The 22878-nt window shown below is 76.0% G+C and carries 20 protein-coding genes; 8 read left to right on the forward strand and 12 right to left on the reverse strand.

Annotated features, from left to right (window positions below):
* Positions 1-6: 6 nt before the first annotated feature.
* Both DQ241_RS18700 and DQ241_RS18705 read right to left on the reverse strand, forming a co-directional pair.
* The gene (locus DQ241_RS18700) at positions 7-1461 is read right to left on the reverse strand and encodes a sensor domain-containing diguanylate cyclase (RefSeq protein WP_113831724.1); all 1455 of its coding nucleotides are present in this window, start codon (positions 1459-1461) and stop codon (positions 7-9) included.
* A gap of 118 nt (positions 1462-1579) precedes the next feature.
* On the reverse strand, positions 1580-2176 hold the full coding sequence (locus DQ241_RS18705) for a TMEM165/GDT1 family protein (RefSeq protein WP_113831725.1): 597 nt from the start codon (positions 2174-2176) through the stop codon (positions 1580-1582).
* A gap of 314 nt (positions 2177-2490) precedes the next feature.
* On the opposite strand from DQ241_RS18705, the gene DQ241_RS18710 reads away from it, so the two are divergent.
* A complete protein-coding gene (locus DQ241_RS18710; protein WP_113831726.1) occupies positions 2491-3588 on the forward strand; it encodes an MFS transporter in 1098 nt (365 codons plus the stop codon).
* On the opposite strand, the gene DQ241_RS18715 is transcribed toward DQ241_RS18710, so the two are convergent.
* Positions 3573-4199, reverse strand: a complete 627-nt coding sequence (locus DQ241_RS18715; protein ID WP_199584736.1) for a YitT family protein — start codon at positions 4197-4199, stop codon at positions 3573-3575. The two genes, DQ241_RS18710 and DQ241_RS18715, sit on opposite strands and share 16 nt — an antisense overlap.
* 58 nt (positions 4200-4257) lie before the next feature.
* Here DQ241_RS18715 and DQ241_RS18720 point away from each other — a divergent pair, with 58 nt between their 5' ends.
* Positions 4258-5697 carry a PLP-dependent aminotransferase family protein gene (locus tag DQ241_RS18720; RefSeq protein ID WP_199584739.1) on the forward strand — a complete coding sequence of 480 codons (1440 nt, stop codon included), beginning with the start codon at positions 4258-4260 and terminating at the stop codon, positions 5695-5697.
* Here the strand turns inward: DQ241_RS18720 and DQ241_RS18725 are convergent.
* Positions 5680-6543: an AraC family transcriptional regulator gene (locus DQ241_RS18725; RefSeq protein WP_113831727.1), complete on the reverse strand. Its 864-nt coding sequence runs from the start codon at positions 6541-6543 to the stop codon at positions 5680-5682. The two genes, DQ241_RS18720 and DQ241_RS18725, sit on opposite strands and share 18 nt — an antisense overlap.
* Positions 6544-6569: 26 nt before the next feature.
* Here DQ241_RS18725 and DQ241_RS18730 point away from each other — a divergent pair, with 26 nt between their 5' ends.
* A complete protein-coding gene (locus tag DQ241_RS18730) occupies positions 6570-7043 on the forward strand; it encodes a glyoxalase/bleomycin resistance/extradiol dioxygenase family protein (RefSeq protein ID WP_113831728.1) in 474 nt (157 codons plus the stop codon).
* Here the strand turns inward: DQ241_RS18730 and larC are convergent.
* The 3 genes from larC to DQ241_RS18745 form a co-directional block, all read right to left on the reverse strand.
* Positions 6988-8217, reverse strand: a complete 1230-nt coding sequence (larC, locus tag DQ241_RS18735) for a nickel pincer cofactor biosynthesis protein LarC (RefSeq protein ID WP_113831729.1) — start codon at positions 8215-8217, stop codon at positions 6988-6990. The genes DQ241_RS18730 and larC overlap by 56 nt on opposite strands.
* 73 nt (positions 8218-8290) lie before the next feature.
* Positions 8291-10969: a diguanylate cyclase domain-containing protein gene (locus tag DQ241_RS18740; RefSeq protein ID WP_233492556.1), complete on the reverse strand. Its 2679-nt coding sequence runs from the start codon at positions 10967-10969 to the stop codon at positions 8291-8293.
* 128 nt (positions 10970-11097) lie between these two features.
* On the reverse strand, positions 11098-12765 hold the full coding sequence (locus DQ241_RS18745) for a diguanylate cyclase (protein WP_233492557.1): 1668 nt from the start codon (positions 12763-12765) through the stop codon (positions 11098-11100).
* A 109-nt stretch (positions 12766-12874) separates the two neighbouring features.
* Here DQ241_RS18745 and pheA point away from each other — a divergent pair, with 109 nt between their 5' ends.
* Positions 12875-13822: a prephenate dehydratase gene (gene pheA, locus DQ241_RS18750; RefSeq protein ID WP_113831731.1), complete on the forward strand. Its 948-nt coding sequence runs from the start codon at positions 12875-12877 to the stop codon at positions 13820-13822.
* A gap of 72 nt (positions 13823-13894) precedes the next feature.
* Here the strand turns inward: pheA and DQ241_RS18755 are convergent, their stop codons facing one another.
* Both DQ241_RS18755 and DQ241_RS18760 read right to left on the reverse strand, forming a co-directional pair.
* Positions 13895-14779 carry a ketopantoate reductase family protein gene (locus DQ241_RS18755; protein WP_113831732.1) on the reverse strand — a complete coding sequence of 295 codons (885 nt, stop codon included), beginning with the start codon at positions 14777-14779 and terminating at the stop codon, positions 13895-13897.
* Positions 14780-14788: 9 nt separating this feature from the next.
* On the reverse strand, positions 14789-16912 hold the full coding sequence (locus tag DQ241_RS18760; protein ID WP_113831733.1) for an MMPL family transporter: 2124 nt from the start codon (positions 16910-16912) through the stop codon (positions 14789-14791).
* An 80-nt stretch (positions 16913-16992) separates the two neighbouring features.
* Here DQ241_RS18760 and DQ241_RS18765 point away from each other — a divergent pair, with 80 nt between their 5' ends.
* Complete coding sequence (locus tag DQ241_RS18765) at positions 16993-17463, forward strand: MarR family winged helix-turn-helix transcriptional regulator (protein WP_233492559.1); 471 nt, start codon at positions 16993-16995, stop codon at positions 17461-17463.
* A 16-nt stretch (positions 17464-17479) separates the two neighbouring features.
* Here DQ241_RS18765 and DQ241_RS18770 read toward each other — a convergent pair whose 3' ends face one another.
* From DQ241_RS18770 to DQ241_RS18780, 3 genes are read right to left on the reverse strand one after another with little or no spacing between them, the layout of a single operon-like run.
* Positions 17480-17815, reverse strand: a complete 336-nt coding sequence (locus tag DQ241_RS18770; RefSeq protein ID WP_233492560.1) for a co-chaperone GroES — start codon at positions 17813-17815, stop codon at positions 17480-17482.
* Between the two features lie 55 nt (positions 17816-17870).
* A complete protein-coding gene (locus DQ241_RS18775) occupies positions 17871-18218 on the reverse strand; it encodes a metallopeptidase family protein (RefSeq protein ID WP_113831735.1) in 348 nt (115 codons plus the stop codon).
* On the reverse strand, positions 18215-19642 hold the full coding sequence (locus DQ241_RS18780; protein WP_113831736.1) for a GuaB1 family IMP dehydrogenase-related protein: 1428 nt from the start codon (positions 19640-19642) through the stop codon (positions 18215-18217). The genes DQ241_RS18775 and DQ241_RS18780 overlap by 4 nt, the downstream gene beginning before the upstream one ends.
* Before the next feature lie 137 nt (positions 19643-19779).
* Between DQ241_RS18780 and serS the strand changes: the two genes are divergently transcribed.
* Genes serS through DQ241_RS18795 form a run of 3 tightly spaced genes read left to right on the forward strand, consistent with a single transcriptional unit; the run spans position 19780 to position 22788 of the window.
* The gene (gene serS, locus DQ241_RS18785) at positions 19780-21084 is read left to right on the forward strand and encodes a serine--tRNA ligase (RefSeq protein WP_113831802.1); all 1305 of its coding nucleotides are present in this window, start codon (positions 19780-19782) and stop codon (positions 21082-21084) included.
* Positions 21081-21992 carry an HAD family hydrolase gene (locus DQ241_RS18790; RefSeq protein ID WP_113831737.1) on the forward strand — a complete coding sequence of 304 codons (912 nt, stop codon included), beginning with the start codon at positions 21081-21083 and terminating at the stop codon, positions 21990-21992. Before serS ends, DQ241_RS18790 begins: the two co-directional genes overlap by 4 nt.
* Positions 21985-22788: an HAD family hydrolase gene (locus tag DQ241_RS18795; protein ID WP_113831738.1), complete on the forward strand. Its 804-nt coding sequence runs from the start codon at positions 21985-21987 to the stop codon at positions 22786-22788. The genes DQ241_RS18790 and DQ241_RS18795 overlap by 8 nt, the downstream gene beginning before the upstream one ends.
* Positions 22789-22878 lie beyond the last annotated feature (90 nt).

Here is a 22878-nt window from a genome sequence, read left to right on the forward strand (position 1 = left end):
CGGACCCTAGGGCAGGCGGGCGCTCCGGCGGGCGGCCTTGACCCGGTACATGGCGGTGTCGGCCGCGACCAGGGCGCTCTCGGCGGTGTCGGTGCCATCGCACAGCGCCACCCCGATGCTGATGCCGACCCCGTGCTCGCCGCCGTCGGCGCTGCGCAGCGGGTGCTCGAAGGACCGCGAGACGCGCTCGGCGACCTCCTGCGCCGTCCACTCGTCCCCGACCGTCGGGCAGAGGACGACGAACTCGTCACCGCCGATGCGGGCGACAGTGTCACCGGGCCGCACCGCGGCCTGCAGCCGGCGGCCCGCGTCGACCAGCACCTCGTCGCCGACCGCGTGCCCGTGCACGTCGTTGACCGGCTTGAAGCCGTCGAGGTCGCAGTAGAGGACGGCCATGCGCCGGCCGGTCCGCCCGGTCGCGACCAGCGACTGGCGGAGCCGGTCGAGCAGCAGCGTGCGGTTGGGCAGCCCGGTCAGCGCGTCCTGCAGCGCGGCCTCGCGCAGCGCGGACTCCAGCCGGCGCTGGGCCGTGACGTCCACCATCGCGACGACCGCTCCGAGCAGCTCGCCGTCCTCCCCGCGCACCTGCGAGCCGGAGGCCCGGACCAGGCGCAGCGGCTGGCCCGGCCCGGCGAACCCGACCTCGACGTCCTCGATCCGGCCCTCCTCGTAGACCCGCATGAGCGGGACCCGGTCGGCCGGCAGGGGTGCCCCGTCGACGTCGACCAGGGAGTAGGTGGCGGCGAGGTCGTCGGGGCGCACGGTCGGATCGGCGTCCATGCCGTGCCAGCGGCGGCTGGCCGCGTTGAACAGGTCCACCCGGCGCTCGGCGTCGCCGCCGACGACGGCGACCGGCAGCACCTCCAGCAGCGCCCGCACGAACGCCTCCGAGCGCGCCAGTTCCGCGTGGGTGCGGGCCATCTCCGCCCGGGCCAGCTGGCTGGTGGCGGCGACGTCGGCGAGCTGCCCGGCCTGCCGGCGGCTCTCGAAGAGCGCGAGGACGACGGCGGCGAGGTCGCCGAGGAGGGTGTGCTCCGCGGCTGTGAACGCGTGCGGCTCCTCGCCGAACACGCTCAGCGCGCCGAGCAGCTCGCCGTCGACGACGAGCGGGGCGCACGCGTAGGCGCGCAGCCGCCACCGGGTGCCGTCGACCCAGGGGTTGCCCGCGAGCTCCGGATCGGTGCGCAGGTCGTCGACCGAGCGCACCCCGGGCCCGCGGCGGAGCAGGGCGGCGCACACCGACTCGGTGCGCGGCGTGGCGGTCGCCCGGAACCCGTGCGCGGCGAGGGCGTGCTTGACCGGGGTGTCCAGGGTGTTCACCGCGGCCCACGGCTGCCCGGTCACCGCGGCGGCGGCGCGCACCAGGCCGTCGAGCTCCGCGTCGGCGCTCATCCCGGGCACGCCGAACTCGTGCACGAGCGCGGCCTGGCGCGTCGGCGCGGGTGCGGTCGTCCTGGGCATGGGTCCTCGTCGTCGTGCGGGTCGCTCGTTGCGGCCAGTCTGGTTCCGCAACGGCAGTTGCGGCCAGGCGGTTGAGCGACGCGCCCCCGTCGTCCCCCGGACGGGTGGCGGTGCGGGCTCAGCCGGTCAGCGCGCGGATCGTCTCGACGACGGCGAACGCGGCGAAGACCAGGAAGAGCCCGGCCGCGACCCGCCGGATCAGCGCGATGGGCAGCCGGTCGGCGAGCTTCTTGCCCAGGAAGACGGCCAGCCCGGAGACGACCAGCAGGGCGGCCCACGCGCCGACGAACACCGACAGCGGGTCGTCGTACCGGGCGGCCAGGCCGGCGGTGGCCAGCTGCGAGAGGTCGCCCCACTCGGCGGCGAAGAGGACGCCGAAGGAGATGGCGGCGACGCGGAAGAACGACGTCCCCTCCCGGTCGGGGGCGTCGTCGGCCTCCTCCGGTCCGGACGACGCGCTGCGCCACAGCAGGACGGCGCCGACGAGGAAGAGCACCGCCACCACGCCGCTGACCAGCGCGCCGGGCAGCAGCGACAGCAGCGACCCGGCGGTGACCGCGATCGCGACCTGGAGGCCGAACGCCGCCCCCACGCCGACGAACACCGGCCAGTGCGGGTAGCGGGTGGCCAGCACCAGGCTGGCGAACAGCGTCTTGTCCGGCAGCTCCACGGGGAGCACCAGGACGAACGCGGCCACGACGACCGACAGGACCACGGGGATTCCTACTTCCGCTCGGCGCCGCCGGGCGGGTGCGGGCAGCCTCCGACCGGCAGCAGGGCTGCTGCGATCGAAGGTCTCGCCCACCCGCGCGCGGCGCGGGCCCGCTGACCGGGCGGCCTGCGAGAGGCGCGCCAGCATGTCGACCAGCGGACGGGGGGCTACTCCCCTTCGGCAGCGAGGGTAGCCGACGGGCACCGGTAATCCGGGTGCGTGCGACGCAGGTCACCGCTACGGTCCGCGGCATGCGATGGCGTTGACCCCCGTCCCGGCCCCTGCCTGCCGCCGCCCGGCCCCTGGCCCGCCTGGCGGTGTGCTGGGCCGCGCTCTCCGAGCTGGTGCCGCTCTACCCGCTCTACGCGCTGCTGTTCCTCGACGCCGGCCTCTCCGAGGGGCAGGTCTCGGCGCTGTTCGCGATCTGGTCGGTCACCGCGCTGGCCGCCGAGGTGCCGGCCGGGGCGCTCGCCGACCGCTGGTCCCGCCGCGGCGCCCTGGCGCTCGGTGGGCTGCTGCAGGCGGTCGCGTTCGCCGTCTGGACCCTGGCGCCCGGTTTCACCGGCTTCGCGGCCGGCTTCGTGGTGTGGGGCGTCGGCGGCGCGCTGACGTCCGGGACCGCGGAGGCGGTGGTCCACGACGCGCTCGAGGCGGTCGGCGCCGAGGGCGAGTTCGGCCGGGTCAACGGCCGGATGACCGCCGCCGAGCTGCTGGTGCAGCTGCCCACCGCCCTCGCGGCGGGCGTGCTGTTCGCCGTCGGCGGCTACGCGTGGGTGGGCTGGGCGAGCGTCCTCGTGTGCCTGGCCGCGGCCCTGCTGGCGCTGCGCTTCCCCGAGCCGCCGCGCGACCACGGCGACGGGTTGCTGGCGGCCCTGCGGGAGGGTGCCGGTCAGGTGGCCCGCCGCGGACCGGTTCGCCTGGCCGTGCTCGCGGTGGCCCTGGTGGGCGGGCTGGACGCCATGGAGGAGTACTGGCCCGTGGTGGCCGCCGACCGCGGGATCGAGCCCGCCGTCGTCCCCGCCGCGGTGCTGGTCGTGGCGCTGGCCGGCGCCGGCGGAGCGCTGCTGGGCGGCCGTGCCGACGACCTGCCCGACGGGGCGCTGCCCGCCCTCCTGGGCGGCGCCGGGGGGCTGCTGCTGGCGGCGGCGTTCGTGCCGGGACCGGCCGCCCTCGCGCTCGTGGCCGTCGGCTACGCGCTGTACCTGGCGGTGCTCGTGGCCGCGGAGGCGCGGCTGCAGGAACGCATCGAGGGCGCCTGGCGGGCCACGGTGACCTCGATCGCCGGGCTCGGCATCGAGCTAGCGGCCCTGCCGGTGTTCGCCGCGTGGGCGCTCGGCGGCCTCCCGGCCGTCGCGGTGCTGGTCCTGGCCGTCGCCCCGGTGGTGGGGGTGGCGCTGCGCTACCCGGCGCGCTGAACCGGCTCGGCCGCCAGCCGGGGGAGCAGCACCTGCACGAGCGGCCCGATGGCCAGCGCGTACAGCACCGTGGCCAGGCCGAAGGTGCCGCCGAGCAGCCAGCCGGTGAGGACGACGACCACCTCGATGGCGGTGCGCACCAGCCGCACCGAGCCGCCGGTCCGCCGGACGAGGCCGGTCATCAGCCCGTCCCGGGGCCCGGGCCCGAACCGGACGCCGACGTAGGCGGCGGTGGCCACCGCGTTGAGCACGATCCCCGCGACGACGAAGGCGATGCGGACCGCGAGCGACGACGGCGGGTCCAGCACGGCGAGCGTGGCGTCGATCGCCAGCCCGATGACGACGACGTTGCTCACCGTGCCCAGGCCGGGGCGCTCCCGCAGCGGGATCCAGGCCAGCAGCACCAGCGCGCCGACGATCATCGACACCACGCCGATGGACAGCCCGACCTGCCCGGCGATGCCCTGGTGCAGCACGTCCCACGGCATCACGCCCAGGTCCGAGCGCACGAGCAGCGCCATGGAGAACCCGTAGAGGGCCAGGCCGGCGTAGAGCTGGACCAGGCGGCGGGGCAGGCGGCGGTCGGTGCGGACCACGGGCGTCTGGAGCACGAGCCCATCGTGCGGCAGGATTGGCCTGCGCACCACGGGCCAATCGGGAGGAAGTGGCGTGGGTACGACGTCGGCACGACGGCTGGGCGAGCTGGTCGGCGACCTCGGCGGCGAGCGGCCGCCCCGGTACGCGGCGCTCGCCGGCCGGGTGCGCCGGCTGGTCGCCGAGGGGCGGGTCCCGCTCGGCTCCCGGCTGCCCGCCGAGCGCGAGCTCGCCGCGGCGCTCGGGCTGAGCCGGGCGACGGTCACCGCCGCCTACGCCCGGCTGCGGGAGGACGGCTGGGCCGTGGCCCGGCAGGGCTCGGGCACCTTCGCCGCGCTCCCCGCCGGGCCCGACCGCGGCGGCTGGGTGCCCGCGCCGGCCGACGGCGACGTCCTGGACCTGGCCCATGCGGCGCCCCTGGGCTCTCCGCTGGTGCCCGTGGCGTTCGAGCGGGCGCTGGCCGAGCTGCCCCGCCACCTGCCCGGCCACGGCTACCACCCGGCCGGTCTGCCCGATCTGCGGGCGCGGATCGCCGAGCGGTACACCGCGCGCGGCCTGCCCACGACGGCGGAGGAGGTGCTCGTGACCGCCGGTTCCCTGCACGCGGTGTCGATCGCCTTCCAGCTCCTGCTGCGCCGGGGCTCCCGGCTGCTGGTCGAGCAGCCCACGTACCCCAACGCCCTGCAGGCCGGGCTGGCGGCGGGTGCGCGGGTGGTGCCCGCCGGGCTGGCACCGGAGGACCCGGCCGCCGGCCTCGCCGCCGCCGAGGAGGCGCTGGCCGCCGTCCGCCCGCCGGTCGCCTACCTGATGCCGGACTTCCAGAACCCGACCGGCGTGCTCCGCGGCGTGGCCGAGCGGGAGCGCCTGGCGGCGGCGCTCCGCAGGGCGGGCACGACGGCGGTCGTCGACGAGACCCTCGTCGACCTCGGGCTGGACGCCACGCCCCCGCCACCCCTGGCCGCGTTCGGGCCCGGCCACGTCTCCGTGGGAACGCTGAGCAAGAGCGCCTGGGGTGGGCTGCGGATCGGCTGGCTGCGTGCCGACGCGGCGCTGGTGCGCCGGCTGACCGCCGTCGCCGTCCGGACCACGCTGTCGCAGCCGGTGCTAGAGCAGCTGGCCGCCTGCGCCGTGCTCGACGAGCTCGACGTCTCCCTGGTCGGGCACCGCCGGGTGCTGCGGGAGCGGCGCGACGTCCTCGTCGACGAGCTCCGCCGGCGGCTGCCCGCCTGGTCGGTGCCGCTGCCCGCCGGGGGCCTGGTGCTGTGGTGCCGGCTGCCGTCGGCCCGCTCCCGGGCGCTGGTCGCGGCCGCCGAGCCGCTGGGCCTGCGGCTGGCCGCCGGGCCGCTGTTCGGCACCGGGCACGCGCTCGACGACCGGCTCCGGCTGCCCTGGTCCCAGCCGCCCGACGTGCTGCGGCGCGCCGTGGAGCTGCTGGTCGCGGCCGACGCGGCGGTCGGCGGCGGCGCCCCGGTGGCCGGCCCCGAGGAGTTCCGCGCGCTACCGGCCGGCGTCTGACCGCGCCGTTCGCGCCTGCTGGAGGTAGGCCGACGGCGTCGTCCCCACGACGGCGCGGAAGTCGCGGCTGAAGTGGGCCTGGTCGAACCAGCCCAGCGAGGCAGCCAGCCCGGCGAGGTCGTCGACCGCACCGGCGTCGATGAGGGCGGCGGCGTCCTGGAGCCGGTACCGGGCGAGCACCGCCTTCGGTGAGAGCCCGACGTAGCCGGCGAACAGCCGCTGGAGGGAGCGCACGCTCGTGCCGGCCAGGGCGGCGACCTGCTCCACCCGCACCAGCGAGCGGTCGTCGACCATCCGGTCCAGCAGCGCCTGCAGGTCGACGTAGGGAGCGGGCGGTCCGGGGGCGTGGGGGACCAGCGCGGCGTCCAGGATGGCGGCGCGGTCGGCGTCGTCGTCGACGGCGAGCACGTCGCGCAGCAGCGCCGCGGGGTCGACGCGCAGCTCGCGGCCCAGCGGAACCGCGGTGTCGCGGGCCGCCCGCACCCCGGTGAACGCCGTGTAGCCGCCGGGCCGGAACTTGACCGCCGTGGTGCGGCCGGTGCCGGTCAGGTCGATGGTGAACCGGCGGCTGACCACCCCGTGCACCAGGACCGCGGGCGGCCGGACACCGAACCGGGGCTGGGTGCCGTCCTCGACCGAGACGTTGACCGCCGGGTGGCTGAGCACCTCGGAGCGGAACGGCGGCTGCCCGGTGCGGTCCCAGCGCACCGACCAGTAGCGCTCCACGAACGGCTGCAGCGCGGGGGAGACGGCGGCGTCGCGGCGCAGCGCGGCCACCTGCTCGGTCTCGGCCGGGCGGAGGACGCCGCGCAGCGACCCCGCTGTCGCGTTCGTCCAAGACCCCACCGCGGCAGCCTAGGCAGGCTCGGGGCATGACCACCACGAACGGACGCCCCGAGGGCTACACGACGCTGACCCCGTTCCTCGTCTGCTCCCCGGCGGCCGAGGCGATCCGCTTCTACGAGGAGGTGTTCGGCGCCACCCTGGTCTCGCGCATGGACGGCCCCGACGGCTCGGTCGCGCACGCCGAGCTCGACCTCGGCCTGGGCCGGCTCCAGCTGGCCGACCCGAACGAGCAGTACGGCCTGGTGCCGCCGCGCGGGGACGGCGACACGGTGAGCGGCTCGACCTGCATCTACGTGCCCGACGTCGACGCCGTCTTCGAGAAGGCGGTGGCCCGGGGCGCGACGGTGCGCGAGAAGCCGGACACCTTCGTCACCGGCGACCGGTTCGCCTCGATCTACGACCCGTTCGGCCACCGCTGGGCGGTCATGACCCGGGTCGAGGACCTCAGTCCCACAGAGGTGGAGCGTCGGCTGGCCGAGTGGGGCGCCGCTCAGGGCTGACCGGGTAGGCGGCCTCCGCGGCGGCGGTCGCCGCCCGCAGCACCTCCTTGACCGGCAGGTCCAGCTCCCGGGCCAGCGCGGCGACGTCCTCGTACTCGACGCCGACGTTGACCACCTGCTCGGCGTGCACGGCGACCTTCACGCCCACGTCGCCGCCGAGCACCTCCACGGTGGCGTGCAGCCGCTCCAGGGCCACCTTGCCGACGTCGAGCACCCGCAGCCCGATCGTCGACGTCGTCGCGAAGACCACGGCCTGCACCGCGGGCACGGCCTCGGGGCGGCACAGCACCGACAGCGTGTGCGCCGGGCGGCCCTTCTTCATGAGGATCGGCGTGAGCCAGGCGTCGGACGCGCCCGCGGCCAGCAGCGCGTCGAGGACCCCCGGCCACAGCCGCGGGTCGAGGTCGTCGACGTTCGCCTCCAGCACGACCGGCCGGGCAGGCGTGGCGGCGGCGGGCTCGACCGGCTCGCCGAGGACCAGCCGGACGACGTTCGGGAGCTCCTCCGGGTCGCGGCCGCCCGCGCCGGTGCCCACGTGCTCCACCCGCATGGCCGGCAGCGGCCCCCAGCCGGTGACCCGCGCGGCCAGCAGCGCGGCCCCCGTCGGCGTGCACATCTCCGCGGGCACCGCGCCGGCGGTCACGGGGACGCCCGTCAGCAGCTCCAGCACGGCCGGGCCCGGGATCGGGACGACGCCGTGCGCACCGCGGGCCGAGCCGCTGCCCAGCGCCACCGGCGAGGCGGTGAGCGCGGAGAGCTCCAGGTGCTCCAGGCCGGCGACCACGCCGACGACGTCGGCCAGCGCGTCCAGCGCCCCCACCTCGTGGAAGTGCACCTCGGCGGCGGGCACGCGGTGCACCCGGCCTTCGGCGACCGCGAGCCGCTCGAACACCGCCAGGGCGCCGTCGCGCACGGCGTCGGGCAGATCGGCGTCGGCCAGCAGCTGCCGGACGTCGGCCCAGGTGCGGTGCCGGTCGGACCCCGGCGTGTGCACGTGCACCCGGGTGGCGCCCAGGCCGTGCCGGGTGACCTGCTCGGCGACCAGCCGGACCTGCTCGACGGGCAGCGCGGCGACCGCCTCGGCGAGCACGTCCAGCGGCACGCCGGCGTCGACCAGCGCGCCGAGCAGCATGTCGCCCGAGGCCCCGGCCGAGAGGTCGAGCCATCCGATCACGTCGTCGATCCAGCTCTCGGTACCGAGAGCTGGACGCGGTGTCCCCGCTTTCGGTACCGAAAGCTCACGGGGGTCATCCGCGCGCGATGCGGCGCGCCACCCGGGCGGCGAAGACGCCGGCCGAGTAGCCGTTGTCGATGTTGCTCACGGTCACGCCGGGCGTGGCCGAGGTGAGCATGGTCATCAGCGCGCCGAGGCCGCCGAGCGCACCCGGCTGCCCGCTCGAGGTGGGGACGGCGACCACCGGGACGTCGGTGAGCGCACCCACCATCGCGGCGACCGAGGCGTCCATCCCGGCGACGACGACGAGGCAGTCGGCCGCGTCCAGCTGCGCGCGGTCGGCGAGCAGGGTGCGCACCCGGCTGCCGGCGACGTCGTCGTGCCGCACCACCTCGGTGCCGCACACCCGCGCGACGAACGCGGCCTCGGCGGCGACCGGGGTGTCGGCGCCGCCCGCGCAGATGACGCTGACCCGGCCGGCCGCCTCGGGCAGCGGTCCGACGGCGGCGGCCATCGCGGCGGCGTCCATCGTCGTGTACGCGTCGTGCTCGCCGGCGACGGCGACCAGCGTCTCGGCGGCGGCCCGCAGCACGAGCACCGGGCGGTCGGGGTGCTCGCCGCGTGCCTCGCGGACCAGCGCGAGGACCTGCTCGGTGGTGCGTCCGGTCGCCCAGACCACCTCCGGCTCGACGGGAACGGCGCGCTCCACCGCCACCGGCACGGGCTCGGGCACGACCTCCGGCTCCGCGGGCGGGACGGGGCCGAGCAGCGGCTCGCCCGGGCGGTCGGTGCCCAGCGGCGGGTGCGGGCGGAGGAGGGCGTCGAAGCCGTCGTCCGAGGTGCGCTCGGCGGCCGGGGCGGGCTGCACGTCGGTCACGGTAACCGCGACGACGTCGGTCTCCGGGGTGTCGCCGACCGGCGCGTCCGGCGCCTCGGCGGCCGGGGTGCCGTCGGCCGTCGGCGGCGGGCCGAAGAGGACGTCGAGGGGGCTGGAGCCGGCGCGCTGCTGGGTCACACCCGACAGTCGCACGACCCGGTCCCGCCCGCTGCGCTTGGCGTCGTAGAGCACGCCGTCGGCGGCGGCGAACAGCGTCCGGCGGTCGTCGCCGCGGGCCGCCGAGGCGATGCCGACGCTGATGGTCACCGGCTCGTCCAGGCCCAGCGCCGACCAGTCGTGGACCGCCATCTTCTGGCGGGTGCGCTGCAGCGCCCGCTCCGCCTGCTCGGCGGTGGTGTCGGGCAGCAGGACGACGAACTCGTCCCCGGCCCAGCGGCACACCTCGTCGCTGTCGCGGACCCCGGCGATGAGCAGCTCGGCCACCGCGCGCAGCACGGCGTCGCCGCCCGGGTGCCCGATCGCGTCGTTGATCGACTTGAACCGGTCCACGTCGACGACGGCCAGCGCGGGGGCCCCGCCGGTCGACAGCAGCCCGTCCAGCCGCGCCTCGGCGTAACGCCGGTTCGGCAGGTGGGTGAGCGGGTCCTCGTAGGCCTGCCGGCGCAGCTGCCCGGCGGCGCGCTCGGTCTCCAGCAGGCTCTTGCGCCGGCCGAACAGCTCCACCCAGCGGGTGCGCCGCTCGTCGACCCGGTCCAGCTCGTCGGCCAGGTAGGCCTGCAGGTAGGGCAGCGCGCGCCCGGCGTCGTCCAGCTCGGCGTGCAGGGTGCACAGCTCGCGCAGCGAAGCGCGGCGCAGCCGCGGCAGCCCGTGCTCGGTGGCCACGTCGAGCGCCGCCACCAGGTGCTCGTCGGCGCCGGTCGCGTCGCCCTGCCGGCGCAGCGCCCGCCCGAGGGCGAGCTGCGCCGACGCGCGCTGGGAGCGGTCGTCGCGCTCGGCCGCGGTCCGGACGGCGGCGCGCAGCGGCCCGACGGCGCCGGCGTGCTCACCGAGCCCGACCAGCGCCCAGCCGTGCACGATCTGCGCCGCGACGACGCCGTCGGAGTCCGGCGGCAGGATCCGCAGCGCCTCCTCCGCCAGGTCGCGGGCCTCGGCGAAGTGCGGCAGCGACGCCTCGGGCAGGCCGTCGTCCAGCAGCCCCTCGCCCAGCTCGGCGCAGAGCTCGCCGAGGCAGGTGGCGGTGGCGGCGACCAGGACGGCGGGGTCGCCGTCCTCCGGGGAGAGGGTGCCGGGGTCGGCGGCCGCGGACCGCGCGGCCTCGTACGCGCGCCGCTGGTAGTCCAGCGCGAGCGGCATGAGCTCCAGGTCGGCGAGGACGGCGGCAAGCGTGCCGAGGGTCTCGACCAGCAGCCGGCTCGGCGGCAGCACCGGGTCGAGCAGGCTGGCGGCCTCGACCGCCTCGTCCATGGCGGCGTCGATGCGCCGGGAGAGCAGCTCGATGCGGGCGTGCCGGGCCAGGCCGGCGGCGCGCTGCAGCTCGTCGTCGGCGGCGTCGAAGGCGGCCTTCGCCGACCGCACGAGGGCGATGGCCAGGGCTGCGCGGGAGGCGGACTCCGAGCGGGGGTCGGCGTCCTCGCCGTTCCCCTCGATCAGCCCGGCGACGCCGGCGTGCAGGTCGAGGGCGGGCTGGGCCTCGCCGTCGACCGGGCCGCTGGTCACCGGGTCGCCGACCAGCGTGAAGCCGGCGACGCGCAGCCGGCGCACCAGCAGCTCGGCGCGCAGGGTGTCGGCCCAGGCGCGGCCCAGGTCGGGCGCGGCGGCCTCGGCGCCGGCCTCGTAGGGCGAGCGCTCCTGCTCGACGCCGGCCAGCAGCTCCTCGGCGTCGTCCAGCTGCCAGTTCGCCAGGGCAGCGGTCACCCGATGGTGCAGGGCTCCGGGTGGCACCAGCGCACTGTGCACGCCGCCCGCGCCGCTGTCGAGCACGCGTCCGGTGGCACGCCGACTCGTGCCCGTCGCGTCCCACGAGTCCCACCCGCGCGCCGCGCTCACGCGTTCTCCTCCTCCTCGGCCGGCGGTGCCCCGCCGGGCGCGCGCACCCGGTTGCGGCCGCCGCGCTTGGCCGAGAAGAGGTGCAGGTCGGCGGTGTCGAACAGCGCCCGCCAGCCGACCACGGGGCCGGGCTCGCCGTCGGTGACCGCCGGCGCCGAGGCCACGCCCACGCTCACCGTGACCGGCTCACCCAGCTGCAGGTCCGACCAGTCGGCCGCGGCCACCGCCGAGCGCAGCCGCTCCATGACGACGACGGCCTGCGCCTCGGTGGCCGTCGGGAGCACGACGAGGAACTCGTCGCCGGCCCACCGGTACACCTCGTCGCCGTTGCGGCTGTGCTCGCGGAGCAGGTCGGCGACCCGCTGCAGGACGACGTCGCCGTGCGAGTGCGAGGCCTCGTCGTTCACCGCCTTGAACCGGTCGACGTCGACGACCGCGAGCGCCAGCGGCTCCTCGCCGAGCTGCAGAGCACCCAGGCGGCGCTCGGCGCTGCGCCGGTTGCCCAGGCCGGTGAGCGGGTCCTCCAGCGCGTGCCGGCGCAGCAGCGCGGCCTGCCGCTCCGCCTCGCGCAGCCGGCTGCGCCGCACGAACATCTCCGCCCACAGCTCGCGGCCGCGGGCGTGGGCACGGCCGGTGTCGGCGCGGTAGGCCTCCAGCCAGTGCAGCGCCTCGGCGGGGCGGCCCAGGTCGGCGCTGTTCTGCCCCAGCTCCAGCAGGCACTGGCGGTAGCGGCGGCGGTCGCCGGCGGAGGCGAAGGCGCCCGCGGCGTCCACCATCAGCTGCACCGCCTCCTCGCCGCTGGCCTCGTCGCCGTCCCGCTGCGCGAGCCGGGCGAGCAGCCGGGCCAGCGCCAGGTCGGTGTAGCCGCGCAGCCAGAGCCCGCCCTCGGCCTGCACGTGCCGGCGCACCCGGCGCAGCGGCCCGAGCGCGGCGTCGAGGTCGTCGGCGCAGGTCAGCGCCCAGGCCTGGACGACGTCCAGCAGGTCGGCGTCGGCCGGCTCCGGCTCGGGGTCGACGTCGCGGGCGGCGGTGGCCGCGGCGATCGCCTCGCCGGCCAGCTCGCGGGCGCGCACGTCCTCGCCGCGGCGGCGCAGCGTCTGCGCCAGCTCCACGTGCCGCTGCGCGCTGAGCAGCAGCATCTGCCACCGGTCGCCGGCGTCGGGCAGCGTCGCGGCGACGGCGTGCCCGCGGGTGGCGTGCGCGACCGCCAGCTCCTCGAGGTCCAGGGCGGCCAGGGTCAGCGACAGCCACCGGTGCGCCTGCAGCAGTGCCCGGGGCTCCTCGCCGCCGCTGAACTGCTCGGTGAGCAGGCTGGCGTCGACCGCCATGAGCATCGCGGCGTCGACGTGGTCGGCGCTCACCTCGACGTGCGCCAGGTAGGCCAGCGCCAGCGCGGTACCGGGGGAGGAGTGGCACGTGTCCAGCGCCTCGCGGGCGGCCGTGACCGCCTCGGCCACGCCGTCCGGATCGGCGTCGGCCAGCCGGACCCGGGCGGTGAACGCGGCGTGCCAGGCGGCCCAGTACGGGTCGTCGGCCCCGGTCATCGCGCCGGCGGCGTCGTCGAAGAGGGCGGCGAAGGCTGCGTCGTCACGGTCGCTGGCGGCCAGGAGGCGCCACAGCGCGGCCCGCAGCTCGCCGGAGGCGGCGCGAACCGAGCGAGTCACGCATCCTCCAGTCACGGGTCGTCCGGCCCCGCGGCCGGCTGCCGGACAGCGAGGCAGCTTCCCCCGGGCCTGGGCTGGTGCCCGGGTCCGCCCGCACTACCCTCGTCGGATGCCCGGGATTCAGCCAGGTACGTCACCGACGAGGTTCGCCTATCTCGGGCCCGAGGGTACCTTCGCCGAAGCGGCGCTGAGCAGCGCCGTTGCCACGGGTGAGGGAACGCGGACCCCCCGGCCGGGTGTCCCCGCGGTCCTGGCCGCCGTCCGATCGGGCGAGGCCGACGCCGCCCTGGTGCCGCTGGAGAACTCCGTCGAGGGCTCGGTCCCGGCCACGATGGACGGGCTGGCCGACGGCGATCCGCTGGTGATCACCCGCGAGGTGTTCCTGCCGGTGGCCTTCGCCCTCGCCGTCCGGCCGGGCACCGAGCTGGGCGCGGTGCGCTCGGTGGCCAGCCACCCGCACGCGCTGGCGCAGACCGCGCGCCGGCTGGCCGAGCTGCTGCCGGGCACCACCCCGCTGCCGACCACCTCGACCGCGGCGGCCGCCGAGGCCGTCGCCGCCGGTGAGGTCGACGCCGCCGTCTGCGCGGCGATCGCCGCCGAGCGGTACGGCCTCGAGTGCCTCGAGCAGGACATCGCCGACACCCCCGGCGCGGTGACCCGGTTCGTCCTGGTCGCCCCGCCCGGGGAGCTGCCCGCACCCACCGGGAACGACAAGACGTCGCTGGTCGCCGTCGTCACCGACCGCACCGGTGCCCTGCTCGACGTGCTGCGCGAGTTCGCCGTCCGCGGCATCTCGCTGACCCGCATCGAGTCGCGGCCGCTGCGCGAGCGGCTGTGGGTCTACTCGTTCTCGCTGGACTGCGAGGGGCACGTGGCCGATGCCCGCGTGGGGGAGGCGCTGGCGGCGCTGCACCGCGTGTGCGAGGAGGTCCGCTTCCTCGGCTCGTACCCCCGGGCCGACGGGCGGGAGAACCGGGTGGTGCCGGCGGAGTCGGGTGACGCCTCCTTCGCGGAGGCGGAGGCCTGGCTGGCCCGGGTGCGCGCCGGGCGGCTCTGACCCTCCTCTTCCCGGTCGATCATCGCCGGATGGCTCGACTCGTCGGCGTGGCGCGCAGCCGTACGCCGATGATCAACCGCGGGACCGCAGCTCCGCCACCAGCGACCGCGTGACCGGTGCGTCCACGCCGTGCCGCTCGGCCGCCCGCAGCACCGCGCCGCCGATCGCCTCGAGCTCCGTGGGGTTGCCCTCGGCGGCGTCGCGCTCCATCGACGAGCGCATGCCGGCCGGCAGCCCGTCCAGCGCCGCCAGCGTGGCACCGGGGTCGGCGGGAGCGCCCTCGGCCCGGGCCACCGCGGCGACCTCGGCCACCACCGCGCGGAGCCGGTCGGCCTGCTGCTCGCGCACGGGGCCGATGGGGGTGCCGAGCGCCGTCGTCGTCAGGGCCAGCGGCGCGAGGAAGGCCAGCTTGCCCCACAGCAGCGCGGTCTCGTCGTCCCGGACCGCGACGTCGATGCCGGTCGGCCGCAGCGCGTCGGCGAGCACCTCCGCCCCCGGGCCGAGCTCCACGGCGGCCAGGGTGCCGTCGTGCCGCACCACCCCGGGCGACGGGCGGGACGCCGCGACCCGGATGGCGCCGGCGACGACGCGGGCGGCCGGGTAGCGCTCCCGCAGCACGGCCAGGTGCTCGACCCCGTTGAGGAACGGGACGACCAGCGCGCCGCCCAGCACGTCGGCGGGGACGCGGTCGAGGGCCTGCTCGAGGTGGGTCGCCTTCGGCGTCACCAGCAGGACGTCGACCGGCCCGGCCAGCCGCTCGGCGCCGCGGGCCGCGGCGGTGAGCTCCCCGAACCGGGCGCTGGTGAGCCGCAGCCCGTGCGCGTCGACGTGGGCCGCCGTGGCCGCGCGGGCCAGGCAGGTGACCGCGTGGCCCCGGCGGGCCAGCAGCACGGCGAGCAGCCCGCCGACGCCACCGGGCCCGAGGACGGCGATGCGCAGGGGATCCACGGCCGCCATCCTGCCCCGCTACACCCGCTCGAGCTCGCGCTCCTCCTCCGGGGCGGCCGGTCCCGTGGCCAGGGCGCTGGGCCACCAGACGCGGTCGCCGATCAGGTGCACCGCCGACGGGACGAGCAGCGTGCGGACGACGAAGGTGTCGAGCAGGACGCCGAAGCCGACCAGGAAGCCGAGCTGGATGAGGATGACCAGCGGCAGCACGGTGAGCGCGCCGAACGTGGCCGCGAGCACCAGCCCGGCGCTGGTGATCACCCCGCCGGTGACGGCGAGCGCGCGCAGGATGCCGTCCCTCGTCCCGTGCCGCATCGACTCCTCGCGGGCGCGGGTCATCAGGAAGATGTTGTAGTCGATCCCCAGGGCCACGAGGAACACGAAGCCGATCAGCAGCACCTGCGGATCGCTGCCCGGGAAGTCGAAGAGGTGGTCGAACGCCAGGGCCGCGACGCCGACCGTGGCAGCGGTGCTCAGCGCGACCGTCGCGACCAGCAGCAGCGGTGCCAGGACCGCCCGCAGCAGCAGCGCCAGCACGACCGTGATGACCAGCAGGACGAGGGGCACGATCACCGCGAGGTCGCGGGCGGCCGTCTCCTGGGTGTCGAGGTCCTGCGCCGACGAGCCGCCCACCAGCGCGTCGGGGTCCACCTCGCGCACCGTCGTCCGCAGCTCCGACACGGTGCTCTGCGCCGCCTCGCTGTCGGGCGCGACGTCGAGGGTCGCCTCCAGCCGCACGAGGCCGTCGACCTCGACCGGCTCGCCGCTGCCGGGTTGCCCGCCCTGCTGCCCGGTGAACGGCTGCACGTCGGCCACCCCCTCGACGCCGGCCGCCGCGTCAGCGACGTCCTGCCAGCCGTCGGCCGGCGTGATGATCACCGCCGGGCTGGCCGCGCCCGCCTCGAAGTGCCGGGCGATGGCTTCCTGGCCGGCGCCGGACTCCGAGCCGCCGCGGACCCCCTCCGACAGCGGGATCCCGTCGGAGTCGAAGGTGGGCAGGAACAGCGCGAGGACGACGAGCGCGCCCGCGCTGCCCAGCAGGTACCGGCCGGGACGGCGGCCGACCGAGGTGGCGATCCGCTCCCAGCCGCGGCCGTGGGCGTGCTCCTCGCCGTACCGCGGCCGGAACGGCCAGAACGCGGCCCGGCCGAACAGCACCAGCACCGCGGGCAGGAAGGTGAGCGCGGCGAGCATGGCGAACGCGATGCACACCGCGGAGATCGGGCCGAGGCCCCGGTTGGAGCCGAGGTCGGAGAAGAGCAGGCACAGGACGCCGAGGATCACGGTGCCGCCGGAGGCGAGGATCGGCTCCCAGGACTGCTTCAGCGCCACGCGCATCGCGGTGTACTTCGACTCCTCGCGGCGCAGCTCCTCGCGGTAGCGGGCGACCAGCAGCAGGCCGTAGTCGGTGGCCGCGCCGACGACGAGGATCGAGGCGATGCCCTGGCTCTGCCCGTTCACGTCGATCCAGCCCTGCTTCGCGAGGAAGTAGGCGACGGCGAGCGAGACGGTGAGCGCCAGCCCGGCGGTGCCGATGACCAGCAGCGGCAGCAGCGGGCTCCGGTAGACGACCAGCAGGATGAGCAGGACCACGCCGAATGCCGCGAGCAGCAGCAGCCCGTCGATGCCGGAGAAGCCCTCGGCGAAGTCGGAGAAGATCGCGCCGGGGCCGGTGACGTAGGCCGTCGTCCCCTCGATCCCGGGCAGGGCGCGCAGCTCGCCGACGACCTCGCCCAGGGTGTCGCCCAGGTCGGGGTCGAAGGGCAGCACCGCCTGGACCGCCTCGCCGTCCTCGGACGGGATGACCGGGGAGGGATCGCCCTTCAGCGCGTCGGCGTCCTCGGCGATGCCGACGGCGTCGTCGACGCGCTGCTGCGCCTCCTCCAGCACGGCCGGGGCCAGCGCGCCGTCCTCGCTCTCCCAGAGCAGGATCACCGGCAGCGTGCGCTCGGTCTGGAACGACCGCTGCAGCTCGGTGACCCGCGTCGACTCCGCGCTGTCCGGGAGGAAGGCGGCCGAGTCGTTCTCCGAGACCTCGCCCAGCTTGCCGCTGAACGAGCCCAGGGGTCCGGCGATCACCAGCCAGGCGACGGCGACGAGGGCCGGGACGAGCCAGCGGAGGACGGAGCGGCGACGAGGCATGATTTCCCTAGACGGTCGATTATCTCGATCGTCGAGATACTAGGCCGCGGGCGTCGTTCCCGCCGTCGGAAGGGGTGCCGGTGCCCGACGAGTCCGAGCGTCGCGAGCTCGTGCTGCTGCTGCGGCGGCTGTCCGTCGAGCTCGACGCCGTGAGCCAGCGGTTCGCCGAGGAGCACGGGCTCGGCCGCACCGACGTGCGGGCGCTGGTCGCGATCATGGACGCGGCGCGCCGCGGGGAGGCGCTCACGGCCGGCCGGCTCGGGGAGGCCGTCGAGCTCCGGTCGGCCTCGGTGACGGCGCTGGTCGACCGCCTGGAGCGCGTCGGTCACGTCCGGCGCGTGCGCGACCCGGAGGACCGGCGCCGGGTGTCGCTGCAGCTGTCGGACACCGCGCGGACGGCCGGGGCGGAGCACTTCGGCGGGCTGGCGCGCGACCTGATCGCGGCGCTCGAGGGCTACACCGACGAGGAGCTCGCCGTCGTCCACCGGTTCCTCGTGGACATGACCACGACGACGATGCGGCACGCCCGCGAGACGCCGCCGTCGTCGTGACGCGGTCCGCGGGGCGTCAGAGGTAGAGGCCGGTCGATTCCTCGATGCGCTCGGCGGCGACGGCGTGCACGTCGCGCTCGCGCAGGATGATCAGGTCCTCGCCGTGCACCTCGACCTCGTGCTGGTCCTCGGGGGAGAAGAGCACCTGGTCGCCGACCTTCACCTGCCGCACGCTCGGGCCGACGCCCTTGGCCTCGCCCCACACCAGCCGCTTGGCCACCTGGGCGGTCGCGGGGATGAGGATGCCGCCGCTGGAGCGCCGGTCGCCGTCCTCCTTGCGCAGCGCCACCAGGATGCGGTCGTGCAGCATCTTGATCGGCAGCTTGCCGCTGGCGGCGATGTCGTCGGGCACGTCCTCGAACGCTACTAGGCCCACGAGTTCGAGCTTTCGGTACCGAAAGCTGGAACTAGCCCCAGCCGAGCTCGTGGAGGCGCTCCTCCTCGATGCCGAAGTGGTGCGCGATCTCGTGCACCACGGTGATCGTGACCTCCTCGACGATCTCCTCCGCCGTCGCGCAGATCTCGCAGATCGCCTCGCGGTAGATCATGATCCGGTCCGGCAGGGCGCCGCCGTACTCCCAGCCGCGCTCGGTCAGCGCGTACCCCTCGTAGAGCCCCAGCAGGTCGGGCTCGTCCGGGTTCCGGTCCTCGACCAGGACGACGACGTTGTCCATCAGCGCCATGAGCTCGGCCGGCACCTCGTCGAGCGCGTCGGCGACCAGCGCCTCGAAGACCGGGAGGGGGAGCGGCTTCACCAGCTGGTCGGCTGCGGGCGGCCCTCCTCGTAGCCCGCCGCGCTCTGCACGCCCAGCACCGCGCGCTCGTGCAGCTCGTCGATGGTCCGCGCCCCCGCGTAGGTGGCCGACGAGCGGACCCCGGCGACGATCTGGTCGACGAGGTCCTCCACGCCCGGGCGCTGCGGGTCCAGGTACATCCGGGACGACGAGATGCCCTCCTCGAACAGCCCGGCCCGGGCCCGCTCGAACCCGCTCTGCGTCGCCGTCCGGGCCTTCACCGCGCGCGCGGACGCCATGCCGAACGACTCCTTGTAGAGCCGGCCGGAGCCGTCGTCGTGGATGTCGCCGGCGCTCTCGAAGGTGCCGGCGAACCAGGATCCGACCATCACGTTGGCCGCGCCGGCGGCCAGCGCCAGGGCGATGTCGCGCGGGTGGCGCACGCCGCCGTCGGCCCACACGTGCCTGCCCAGCCGGCGCGCCTCGGCGGCGCACTCCTCGACGGCGGAGAACTGCGGCCGGCCGACGCCGGTCATCATCCGGGTGGTGCACATGGCGCCGGGACCCACGCCGACCTTGACGACGTCGGCACCGGCCTCGACCAGGTCGCGGGTGCCCTGCGCCGTCACCACGTTGCCGGCCACCACCGGCACGGAGCCCGCCACCGCGCGCACCGCGCGGACCGCCTCGACGGCCTTCTCCTGGTGGCCGTGCGCGGTGTCGACGACCAGCACGTCGACCCCGGCGGCCAGCAAGGCACCGGCCTTGCCGGCGACGTCGCCGTTGATGCCGACCGCCGCCGAGGTGAGCAGGAAGCCGTCGGGTCCGGTCGCGGGCGTGTAGATCGCCGAGCGCAGCGCGCCCTTGCGGGTGATGACGCCGACCAGCCGGTCGCCCTCCACCACCGGCGCCGCGCTGACCCGCTCGCCCGAGAGGACGTCGAAGATCTTCGGCAGGTCGGTGCCGGCCGGGATGGTGAGGGGGTCGCCGGTCATGACCTCGGACAGCTGGGTGAAGCGGTCCACGCCCTGGCACTGGCCGTCGGTGACGACGCCGACCGGCGAGCCGTCCTCGACCACCACGACGATCCCGTGCGCCCGCTTGGTGAGCAGCGACAGCGCCTCGCCCACGGTCGAGGTCGGCGACAGGGTGATCGGGGTGTCGTAGACCGGGTGCCGCTGCTTGACCCAGGACACGACCTCGGCGACGACGTCGACCGGGATGTCCTGCGGCAGGACGGCGAGGCCGCCGCGCCGGGCCACCGTCTCGGCCATGCGCCGGCCGGAGATCGCCGTCATGTTGGCGACGACGATCGGGATGGTCGTGCCCACCCGGTCCGGCGTGGTCAGGTCGACCTCGAGCCGGGAGCCCACCGTCGAGTGGTTGGGCACCATGAAGACGTCGGCGTACGTGAGGTCGTGGGCGGGCCGCTGCAGGAAGCGCATGGGTCCAGTGTCCCTGAGGACCGCCCGTGCGTCCCCCACCCGCGCGAGATCTGCACACTCGGGGCTTCGCCGGCTCCGAAAGCCCCGAGTGTGCAGATCTCGCGGGGCCGGAGGTGGCCGCCACCTACGATCGGGGGGTGATCGACCTCCGACTCGTGCGCGAGAACCCCGACGTCGTCAAGGCCAGCCAGCGGGCCCGCGGGGCGAGCGAGGACCTCGTCGACGAGCTCCTCGAGGCCGACGCCGCGCGCCGCGAGGCGGTCAAGCGGGCCGACGACCTGCGCGCGGAGCAGAAGGCCGCCTCGCAGTCGGTGAAGAAGGCGACCCCCGAGGAGCGGCCCGCCGTCCTGGAGCGGGCCAAGGCGCTGGCCGCCGAGGTCAAGGAGGCGGAGGAGGCCCAGCGGGCCGCCGACGCCGCCCTGCGCGACGCCCACCTGAAGATCGCCAACGTGGTGCACGACGGCGTCCCGCCCGGCGGGGAGGACGACGCCGTGACGCTGCGCACCGTCGGCGAGGTGCCCACCTACGACTTCCCGGTGCGCGACCACATCGAGATCGGCGAGGCGCTCGGCGCGATCGACATGGAGCGCGGCGCCAAGGTCTCGGGCTCCCGGTTCTACTTCCTGACCGGCCCGGGCGCGCTGCTGGAGTTCGCCCTCGCCCAGCTGGCCATCAGCCGCGCCGTCGCCGCCGGCTTCACCCCCGTCATCGCCCCGGCGCTGGTCAAGCCCACCGCCATGGAGGGCACCGGCTTCCTCGGCGAGCACGACGAGGAGGTGTACCGGATCGAGCGCGACGACCTGTACCTCGTCGGCACCTCCGAGGTGGCGCTGGCCGGCATGCACGGCAACGAGGTGCTCGACCTGGCGAAGGGCCCCAAGCGCTACGCCGGCTGGTCGTCCTGCTTCCGCCGCGAGGCCGGGTCCTACGGCAAGGACACCCGCGGCATCATCCGCGTGCACTGGTTCGACAAGGTCGAGATGTTCAGCTTCTGCACACCCGAGGAGGCTGCCGCCGAGCACCTGCGGCTGCTGCAGTGGGAGGAGGAGTTCCTCCAGGCGCTGGAGCTGCCCTACCGGGTGGTCGACATCGCCGCGGGTGACCTGGGCACCAGCGCCGCGCGCAAGTACGACATCGAGGCCTGGTTCCCGACGCAGGGCACCTACCGGGAGCTCACCAGCACGTCGGACTGCACCACCTTCCAGGCCCGGAGGCTGAACATCCGCTACCGCGACGCGGACGGGAAGAACCAGACCGCCGCCACGCTCAACGGCACGCTGTGCGCGATCGCGCGCACCATCGCCTGCCTGCTCGAGGTGCACCAGCGCGCCGACGGCTCGGTCCACGTGCCGGTCGCGCTGCGCCCGTGGCTGGGCGGCGTCGAGGTGCTGACCCCGGGCATGACGCTGGCTGCTCCGGTGCCGCCGGTGCCCACCGCATGACCGGACGCCCGCCGAAGGCGCTCAAGGCCTACGGCGTCCTCACCGGCGCGGACAGCGTCGTCGAGCTCGGCGACCTCGGCCCGTGGCGGCCCAAGCTGGTGGCCAGCGACCTCGACGGCACGCTGCTCGACAGCAACGGCGTGGTCAGCCCGCGCACCCGCGCCGCGCTGGAGGCCTGCTGGGACGCCGGCATCCCGGTCGTCGGCGTCACCGGGCGCGGCCCCCGGCTGCTCGACAGCGTGCGCGAGGCCCTCGACGGCCGCGGGATCGCGGTCCTGTCGCAGGGCGGGTTCGTCGTCGACCTGGACCGCGACGAGGTCCTCCGCGCCGTCGCCCTGCCGCGCGAGCAGGCCGAGCGGGTGATCCGGCAGATCGAGCACGTCGCCGGCGACCTGGTCCTCGCGGTCGAGGACGCCGCCGAGCAGGGCGAGGTGCACGCCCGGCTGCGGGTGCAGCACGGCTTCGAGTGGCCCTACCCGGAGCCGGCGCACCTGCTGCCGCGTGGCGAGGTGCTGCCCGAGGGCGCCGTCCTCAAGGCGTTCCTGCGGTCGGGGACCCTGGGCCAGGACGAGCTGCTGGCCCGCGCCCGCGAGGTGGTCGACCCCGCCGACGCCGAGCTGACCCACGCCGGCCTCGGCTTCATCGAGGTGCTGCCGCCGGGCATCACCAAGGCCAGCGGGCTGCAGATGGCGCTGGACCGGTACGGCGTCGGCTTCGGCGACGTCCTGGTGTTCGGCGACATGCCCAACGACCTGCCGATGCTCGGCGCGGTCAAGGACGCCGGTGGCCGGGCGGTCGCCGTCGCCAACGCCCACCCTGCGGTGCGGGCGCTGGCGCCCGAGGTCACCAGCGGCCACGACGCCGACGGCGTGGCGCGCTACCTGGAGGCCGTGCTCGCCGATGTCTGACTTCACCCCGCGGCTGATCGCCAGCGACATGGACGGCACCCTGCTGCGCAGCGACGAGAGCGTCAGTGACGCAACGGTCGCCGAGCTGGAGCGCTGGCGCGACCAGGGGGTGCCGATCGTCCTGGCCACCGGCCGGCCGCCGCGCTGGATGCACGGCGTCCGGGAGGTGCTGCGCTTCGGGACGGCGGTCTGCTGCAACGGCGCGGTGCTGCTGGACCTGGAGCCGATGGAGATCATCGACGAGGCGCCGCTCGAGCCGGATGCGCTGCAGGTGATCACCGCCGAGCTGCGCGCCCGCCGGCCCAGCATCTGGTTCGCCGTCGAGTACGGCTGGGAGTTCCGCCACGAGCCGGTGTACCGGCCGCGCTGGGACGTCGACGCGCCCGGCGTCGAGGTGGCGACGCTCGAGGAGATGACCGCCGCCCCGGTGGCCAAGCTGCTGGCCCGGCACGAGTCGATGACCCGCGACGCCTTCGTCGAGCTGGTGCACGAGGTGATCGGCGAGCGCGCCACGGTCACCAACTCCTCCTCCGACGCGCTCGCCGAGATCTCGGCCCCGGGCGTCACCAAGGCCACCGGGCTGGCGAAGGTGGCCGCGCGGCACGGCGTCGGGCCGGAGGACGTCGTCGTCTTCGGGGACATGCCCAACGACATCGCCGCCTTCGAGTGGGTGCGTGACGGTGGTGGGCGGGCGGTCGCCATGGCGCATGCGCACCCCGATCTCCTGGCCGTCGCCACCGACGTCACCGGCGGCAACGACGACGACGGCGTCGCCGCGTTCCTCGCCTCGCTCTGACCCCGGCTGCCGGCTCGCCCGGTCGGCTCAACATCGGCGTCCCGCTGCCGAAAGCGGCTGTGAAGCACTGGCGGTGTACCCGGTACAGGA

Origin of the sequence: Blastococcus sp. TF02A-30 (genome assembly GCF_003319185.1) — a bacterium.
Lineage (GTDB): Bacteria > Actinomycetota > Actinomycetes > Mycobacteriales > Geodermatophilaceae > Blastococcus.

Coding starts and splice junctions, on each gene's coding strand:
- DQ241_RS18730 (WP_113831728.1), top strand. CDS start 6,570: ATGACCACCACGAACGGACGCCCCGAGGGCTACACGACGCTGACCCCG.
- DQ241_RS18795 (WP_113831738.1), top strand. CDS start 21,985: ATGTCTGACTTCACCCCGCGGCTGATCGCCAGCGACATGGACGGCACC.
- DQ241_RS18700 (WP_113831724.1), bottom strand. CDS start 1,461: ATGCCCAGGACGACCGCACCCGCGCCGACGCGCCAGGCCGCGCTCGTG.
- DQ241_RS18755 (WP_113831732.1), bottom strand. CDS start 14,779: ATGGCGGCCGTGGATCCCCTGCGCATCGCCGTCCTCGGGCCCGGTGGC.
- pheA (WP_113831731.1), top strand. CDS start 12,875: ATGCCCGGGATTCAGCCAGGTACGTCACCGACGAGGTTCGCCTATCTC.
- DQ241_RS18760 (WP_113831733.1), bottom strand. CDS start 16,912: ATGCCTCGTCGCCGCTCCGTCCTCCGCTGGCTCGTCCCGGCCCTCGTC.
- DQ241_RS18790 (WP_113831737.1), top strand. CDS start 21,081: ATGACCGGACGCCCGCCGAAGGCGCTCAAGGCCTACGGCGTCCTCACC.
- DQ241_RS18780 (WP_113831736.1), bottom strand. CDS start 19,642: ATGCGCTTCCTGCAGCGGCCCGCCCACGACCTCACGTACGCCGACGTC.